Annotated in this window: 7 protein-coding genes; 3 read left to right on the top strand and 4 right to left on the bottom strand. The window is 43.7% G+C overall.

The genetic code is table 11. The features are described from left to right. Positions 1-408: 408 nt before the first annotated feature. Both QUA24_RS21735 and hemC read right to left on the bottom strand, forming a co-directional pair. The gene (locus QUA24_RS21735) at positions 409-1233 is read right to left on the bottom strand and encodes a S1C family serine protease (RefSeq protein ID WP_333231992.1); all 825 of its coding nucleotides are present in this window, start codon (positions 1231-1233) and stop codon (positions 409-411) included. 359 nt (positions 1234-1592) lie between these two features. After that, positions 1593-2564 carry a hydroxymethylbilane synthase gene (gene hemC / locus QUA24_RS21730; RefSeq protein ID WP_333210892.1) on the bottom strand — a complete coding sequence of 324 codons (972 nt, stop codon included), beginning with the start codon at positions 2562-2564 and terminating at the stop codon, positions 1593-1595. 136 nt (positions 2565-2700) lie between these two features. Here hemC and QUA24_RS21725 point away from each other — a divergent pair, with 136 nt between their 5' ends. After that, positions 2701-2826: a hypothetical protein gene (locus tag QUA24_RS21725; RefSeq protein WP_333231991.1), complete on the top strand. Its 126-nt coding sequence runs from the start codon at positions 2701-2703 to the stop codon at positions 2824-2826. Between the two features lie 205 nt (positions 2827-3031). Here QUA24_RS21725 and QUA24_RS21720 read toward each other — a convergent pair whose 3' ends face one another. After that, positions 3032-4036 carry a hypothetical protein gene (locus QUA24_RS21720; protein ID WP_333231989.1) on the bottom strand — a complete coding sequence of 335 codons (1005 nt, stop codon included), beginning with the start codon at positions 4034-4036 and terminating at the stop codon, positions 3032-3034. Positions 4037-4182: 146 nt separating this feature from the next. Continuing rightward, entirely contained in the window at positions 4183-4743 is a 561-nt protein-coding gene (locus tag QUA24_RS21715) for a hypothetical protein (protein WP_333231987.1), read from the bottom strand. A 190-nt stretch (positions 4744-4933) separates the two neighbouring features. Here QUA24_RS21715 and QUA24_RS21710 point away from each other — a divergent pair, with 190 nt between their 5' ends. Both QUA24_RS21710 and QUA24_RS21705 read left to right on the top strand, forming a co-directional pair. Then, positions 4934-6019 carry a T4 RnlA family RNA ligase gene (locus QUA24_RS21710; RefSeq protein WP_333231985.1) on the top strand — a complete coding sequence of 362 codons (1086 nt, stop codon included), beginning with the start codon at positions 4934-4936 and terminating at the stop codon, positions 6017-6019. Positions 6020-6135: 116 nt separating this feature from the next. After that, positions 6136-6984: a phosphatase domain-containing protein gene (locus tag QUA24_RS21705; RefSeq protein WP_333231983.1), complete on the top strand. Its 849-nt coding sequence runs from the start codon at positions 6136-6138 to the stop codon at positions 6982-6984. Positions 6985-7032 lie beyond the last annotated feature (48 nt).

Genomic DNA, 7032 nt, shown 5'->3' with positions numbered 1-7032 from the left:
TCTAATTAACTCATAATTTTGCCTGGAATATCATTCTACTATGTATTTGTGTAATTAATTCTGTCTAACTACTTATAAATCTGAGTTGCTGTAGCGATCGCAGTTTACTCAAGAATGCGATCGCCCTTTTTCCATCCGCGTCGCTGTGCAGTGAAAAAAATAGTCCTCGCCCCGACTCCCCTCCCGCGACAATTTTCAGGATATAATCAAATTTATATGTCAGTTTCTGAATGACGGTAAACATCAAAAAGGGTATGCTGTTTGAGATTTTTTACGCATTAGTAAAACTGAACCAAAAGCCCTCAGTATGTAATTCAGTATGTAATTAAAAAAATAGCGATCGCCTTTTCCATCCCCTCTGAGAACAAGGGCGATCGCCCGAATCACACTATTACGGATAACTCCCGACTAATTCTGAGAATTCTCCTCAAATGTCTCCTCAAATCCCGCTAGAAAATCATCCAAAGCTTCAGAGGCGATCGCCAAATTAATACTGTCGGCATCTTCCAATCCCCAGGTATTCACACCAACCACTTGACCAGCCATATTAATCAACGGGCCGCCAGAATTTCCCGGATTAATCGCCGCATCAGTTTGCAACACCTTCACCTCAGCAACATCATCTTCATCGTCGCCTTCCTCATATTCCTCTGGTTCGCGAATTGCACTCACAATACCTTGAGTTACAGTTGAAGCAAACTGCCCCAAAGGATTGCCGACGGCAATTACTCTATCTCCCACTTTGACATCAAAAGACAACTCTAGGGGAGGATATTCTTGGGGAGAGTCCACTTGTTCCCCTGTGTTCTGGTCGAAGGTAAAATCGCTAATTAATAGTAATGCTAAATCTTCTTCAGCATTACCAGTAAACACCACCTCGGCCAATCTCAATTTTCCGTCGTGAGTTTCGACTAAAACCTGTTCGATTTCATCTTCTTCATAGAAGTAATCTTGATCGGCAATATCTTCTACAACGTGATAGTTCGTAACAATTATGTCCGGCGATACAAAGAACCCACTTCCTGAAGAAATCTCTTCTTCTGTATCCCAATCCATGACGTAAATTGAAACTAAGGACGGCAAGACTTGCTCGACTACATCAGAAAAATTTCCTGCTTGAGTTTTGAACTCTTTCAATTGCTTCTGCAAAGCTTGTTGGTCTGCTTGCATTTTTCTATATAGTTGCTGAACCTTTTTCAATTCCAGCTTTAATTGAATTTCTCTAGCGCTCATATTGGGCCTTTACCTGAAATAAATTGCTGATTAATTTTGGATGTTTGATTGTAGATTGTGGATGGGGATGTTAAGAATTATAGGACTTACGAAAAAAAAACCGGTTTTTACCATAAATCTTGGGCTATACAGCGAGACTTACATCAGAAACCGGGTTGCTTAACACCCGTGCGGATCGTCCTAAATTAGTCAGATATTTTTGAAATCTATCGCACAAGTCCTACCTAAAATCCCATCAAAAATCTACAATCAGACTGCTACTCTACCTGTGAAAGCCAAAGCAAACCGCCTGTTATTTTTATTTTACAAAAGGCGATATATTGCGTCTCAAAGCATTTACAAACAGATGCGGATCGGTTTTATGAACCACGTTGAACTTCGACAAATATTTCCTCCAAAATTGCACTAGCACCCTGTTGGCGCAGTCGGTGAGCGAGGTCAATTCCCAGCATTTCAGCAGTCTCGGCGGCGCCGGAAACAGTATCTTTGACGAATCGCTGGCCGTCGAGACTCGATACCATTCCGGTTAAGGTTAATTGACCGTTTTCTATTTTGGTATTGACGCCGATCGGCACTTGACAGCCGCCTTCTAATTCCCGCAGAAATGCGCGTTCAGCATAACATCTTTGGGCGGTTTCCGAGTGTTCGAGAGCTTTAATCACTGCCATGATTTCGGTGTCTCCGGCGCGGCATTCGATGCCCAAAGCACCTTGTCCGACGGCGTGAAGGGAGATTTCAGCAGGGATAATTTGGTGGATGCGATCGCCCATTCCCAATCTTTCGAGGCCGGCAACTGCTAAAATAATCGCGTCGTAACCGCCCTCATCTAATTTAGCGAGTCTAGTATTGAGATTGCCGCGAATATCTTTAAATTCAAAATGAGGGAAATGGTGTCGCAGTTGAGCTAGCCGCCGCAGGGAAGAAGTGCCGATTACTGAACCTTCTGGGAGGGTGTCGAGTTGCTTATCTTTGTGCTTGGAGTGAACTACCAGGGCGTCAGCGGGATTTTCCCGTTCGGTGACGCATCCTAAAATTAAACCTTCGGGCAAATTGGTAGGCAAATCTTTGAGGGAATGAACGGCAAAGTCCGTTTCATTGTTAATCATCCCCGTTTCTAATTCTTTGGTGAAAAGTCCTTTATCGCCAATTTTAGCGAGGGCGACATCAAGAATTATGTCCCCTTGGGTGGACATGGTGTGGACTTCAAAAGTGTGTTGCGGGAAGTGTTTCTGTAGCTGTTCTTGCACCCAGTGGGTTTGCACGAGAGCGAGTTGGCTTTTGCGGGAACCGATGCGAACGGTTCGGGAAGGGGCAGATGTGGTTGGGGACATAAGATTGATCGGAGGATAGCTTGAAATCAGCCAATATATTCACCTGATCTAGCGTACCGCAGGTGGGGACTTTAATTGCTGGTTGGGATAATTCGGGCGATCAAATAGAAATACCAGATTTTGACTGCCAGTAGCAGTGAGCGTTGATGATGTTTCCCATCCAGCATTGGGCGTCGCTGGCATGGGGGCGATCGACATTCCGAAGCAAAGGCTGCCGGCAATGTACGATTTACCTAGGGTCGAGCCGGATGAATCTGGTTGACATGAGGAGTTAGCTTAGCTGCAGCGAGAAAGAATTAGCTCAAAAGTTGCGAGATTTGGAGAGAAAAATGTAGTTGTGAGTGGAAAAGGTCGATCGTATTTATTTTTACCAGCTTCCTTGACAAAAGGGCGATTCCCTACCCTTCGGGAACGGCTGCGGGAAGATAGCTTCGCTGGCGCCTACCTTTTCCATTTCTAACCAAAATTTAACGCTGTCCTGCTTGAAGTGCAGAATTTGCTATCTGGACAACTTCTCGCTGCCGTGCGTTTTTCCTTGTGACTCGGTACAGCACCCCTAACCTTTGCCACTCAACAAAAGCAGTGCAGTAAGCACCGCAATTATTGAAATAAATCCCCCTGAATCCGCCCGCCAATTCAACGCTTCTGTAAGTATCCTGTGGCAATAGCGAAGGAGGCGAAAACGGTTCATTTCTTTTAGCTTCGATTGTGCCGAAATAACAAGCTCCCGCACGGCATCCTTTGCCTAAATACATTCCCACAATGTAACCGTTGGCACCAGCTTGCACATCAAAATCAAGTTGCTGAATGTCAGATAAAGGAAGTCTACTCGGAAGAAAAACAGGCACTCGCGTTTTGCCTTTGATTTGTCTGAAGATGTTACTCGCAGGAAAACGACTGTTAGCCTGTTTTGCGCCTGAATAATCGGGGATTGAGGGAAACTTTTGCACAAACTCTTTCCACTGCACAACTCTATTTTTAGCAATGTTGAGAGTGGGAATCGAGTATTTTTCTAGTGCAAAAGAAGGGCGACCGTTGTTCAGGTTGAAGTTGCGGCGAATCACTGTAATTTCGGGTTTTCCTAAGCCGTAAGCTGTTGCTATGGAACGGGCGAGATTGCAGGTAATTTTGAAGCGTCCCATCTCAATACTGCCATTTTCTGCTTGATAAGACCAATTGTAACCCTCAGAAGCCCGATCGCGATCGCACAAAAAACGCGAAATCTCAAACATCTTGGCAATATGAACATCGTACAACCGCAACTTGGAGCTGCCGGCAGATTGTGTAGTATTGCGATCGGGTACAATAAATTGTATCGGTTGCCAGCTATCTTCACGGGAATAATTAAACCAGCGGATTTCTGTAATCGGGAGTTCAGTCCTTGCTAACGCTGAGTTTGGTGTCAAAGGTGCGATCGTAAAAGCAGTCACCACACAAGCAAAAATCGCCGCAAATAGCCATCTTCCCCTCATCCTGATTTCTCCCTAAGTAGGTCAGCGCAAAAAAACAATAGCATCTTGTAAGGGGCGAGTGCGAGTTAAGATATATCATACAATAAGGGTAAGGTGCGCCCTTACGCACCCTACATATAGAAGTTGCGCCTCCCCGACTGCTAAACTTAACGCTTCCCAGCTTGAATAGCAGAATTTCCTATTGAAATTACATCAGATTCTCGTCCGTTCTTAATGGCGACGGTATACATAAAACCCTGAGTTTTCCACTGAAGAGTTGCTGTGCAGTAAGCCCCGCAACCGTTATGATAAACTCCTTTCACTCCGCCCGCAAGTTTGACATTTTTTAACGTCTTAGTTACCCCTTCTAGTTTTGTAGTAAACTCCCCGCCTTTTTGACCTAGAATTGACCCAAAAGAGCAAACTGTCGTACCGCCGCAATCTGGTTTATGATCGATTGAAATAGCATAGCTGTTTGCTTGTGCTGTAGTTGGATAATACATTTTTCCCGAAAGCGGAATCCTGCTGGGAATAAAAATAGGCACTTGCGTTTTGCCTTTTAACTTTTGCAAAATTTGATTTACCGGAACCGCAGTGCCTCCTTGAGCAATTTGTGTTGTTCCCGATTGTCGCTGCGACAATTGCGAAGAGCCAAAAACAACCGAGAGAGGTACTAAAGCAGTCAATACACCAGCAGAAGTAGCCAAAAGTAATAATTTCTTCTTCACGGTCTTTTTCCTTAATATTCCAAGAGTTTAGTTGGGTGGCAAACCGCATTCACGTATGTACAACCATAATTCAAAATACCAAATTAACACTCGCTTTTCCGGGAAAAATGTTTTTTGACTATCTTGACAAGGTTGGCAGAATATGAAGTCATATATAATATAGAGAAAGCGAGCAATTTAGGAGTCGATCGTGGAACTGCAAGAGTATTTGCGCCAGCACGGATTGGAAACTTTGTCCGAAACTTATCATATCAAAGTTACCCGCCACCGCCAATATCCCGATTTAGTCTGTCTGAAATACTCCCAGATAGAATCTCCTCTAGGCGAAAAGATAGTTCAGCAGTGCCGAGGCATTATTTTAGATTCATCTCAAAATTGGCAGATAGTTTCTTATCCCTACGACAAATTTTTTAATTACGGAGAAATTCACGCCGCTGCAATTGATTGGAGAAATGCCAAAGTTTATCAAAAACTAGACGGTTCTCTGACTGTAATGTATTTTTATAAAGGAGAATGGAGAGTGCAATCTAGCGGCACTCCCGACGCCGCCGGCGAAGTTAATGGTTTTGGGTTCAGCTTTGCCGAACTTTTTTGGAAAGTCTGGCAAGAATTGGGATATCAATTGCCACAAGAAACCGACCAGTGTTTTATATTTGAGTTGATGACGCCTTACAATAGAATAGTTGTCCAGCAACAAAACAATCAAATCGTGCTGCACGGGGTTCGCAACACTCAAACGCTGCTAGAAACCGACCCGAGTATTTGGGCAAATAAATACGGATGGGAATTGGTCGCATCCTATCCTTTAACTAGCTGGAAAGAAGTTATCGAAGCGGCTCAACATTTAGATCCGATGGATTCGGAAGGATATATTATTTGCGATGCTAACTTCAACAGAGTTAAAGTTAAGTCTCCGCAATATGTGGCGATTTTCCATCTGCGCGAAGGGTTTTCGACCACCCGCCTGATAGAAATTGTTTTAACTAATGAAGGAGAAGAGTTTTTAGCTTATTTTCCTGAGTGGAGTGGGTTGTATCAAAAAGTTAAAGACAAATATCAATCTTTGGTTGAAGAAATCGAGGAAGCTTACCGACAGCACGAACATATCGAAGTTCAGAAAGATTTTGCATTAGCTGTGAAACATTTGCCGTATTCCGGGATTTTGTTTTCTTTGCGGGCCCGAAGAGTTGCGGGAGTGAAAGAAGCTCTCCGTGATGTTACTATTCATAAAATAGAGGAGTTGCTGGGTTTAGATTACATCCATCTAGGTTTGTGAGCAGAGAATCGGCGGTTGAAACCGCTCCTACACAAACAAAGTCCGCCGACGCGGGCTAAAGAATTAAGTTGCAAATTAGCAAAATTACCAATTATCTATTACCATTACCAATTGCCATGAAAAGAGTTATTGTACTGGTCGGTTTGCCTGCTTCGGGAAAATCTCAATTTGCTAGGGAATTGCTGCTGTCTGAACCTGCAAAGTGGGTGCGTAGCAATAAAGATTTGCTCCGAGAAATGGCTCACGCTTCTCATTGGTCGCCGGCAAATGAAAAGTTTATTGTGCAGTTGAGAGATACGATTATTTTGATGGCTTTGGAAAGCGGCAAGCACGTCATTGTTGATGATACTAATTTTGGACCTCACATCGAGCATATCAAGGAGTTGGTTAAAGGTAAAGCTGTTGTAGAAGTTAATGATTCTTTTCTCAAAGTTCCGGTTGAGGAATGTATTAAACGGGATTTGAAAAGGCTTAATTCGGTGGGCAAAGATGTGATCATGAAGATGTACAATAAGTATGTGCGGGTTCCGGTTGCGCCGCCGGAATATAACCCGGATTTGCCGGATGCAATTATTGTTGATATGGACGGTACGCTGGCACTTCTCAATGGCAGAAATCCTTTTGATGCTTCGAGGTGCGATCGCGATTTGCCCAATCCGCCAGTTTTAGATACCGTTCGCAAGTGGCAGTCCAGCGCCCATATTATTGTAGTGTCGGGCCGGACGGATGACTGTCAGCCTCAAACTAAAAAATGGTTGCAGCAGTATGAGGTCAATTATGCCGATCTTTATATGCGGAAAACCGGAGATATGAGGAAGGATTCGATTATTAAAGAGGAGTTCTATCGGCGGCATATTGCAGGAAAATATAACATTAAGTTTATTTTGGACGATCGCCAGCAAGTTGTTGATATGTGGAGAAGCTTGGGATTGACGGTATTCCAAGTAGATGAAGGGGATTTTTAAGGCAGGGTTTGTTTGCGCGGGCGATCGCAACTTCCAACCATTGTTTTA

The sequence above is a fragment of the Microcoleus sp. Pol12B5 genome (genome assembly GCF_036701335.1).
Lineage (GTDB): Bacteria > Cyanobacteriota > Cyanobacteriia > Cyanobacteriales > Microcoleaceae > Microcoleus.
This window is presented reverse-complemented; position numbering and strand designations above follow the sequence as displayed.

Coding starts and splice junctions, on each gene's coding strand:
- QUA24_RS21735 (WP_333231992.1), bottom strand. CDS start 1,233: ATGAGCGCTAGAGAAATTCAATTAAAGCTGGAATTGAAAAAGGTTCAG.
- QUA24_RS21720 (WP_333231989.1), bottom strand. CDS start 4,036: ATGAGGGGAAGATGGCTATTTGCGGCGATTTTTGCTTGTGTGGTGACT.
- hemC (WP_333210892.1), bottom strand. CDS start 2,564: ATGTCCCCAACCACATCTGCCCCTTCCCGAACCGTTCGCATCGGTTCC.
- QUA24_RS21705 (WP_333231983.1), top strand. CDS start 6,136: ATGAAAAGAGTTATTGTACTGGTCGGTTTGCCTGCTTCGGGAAAATCT.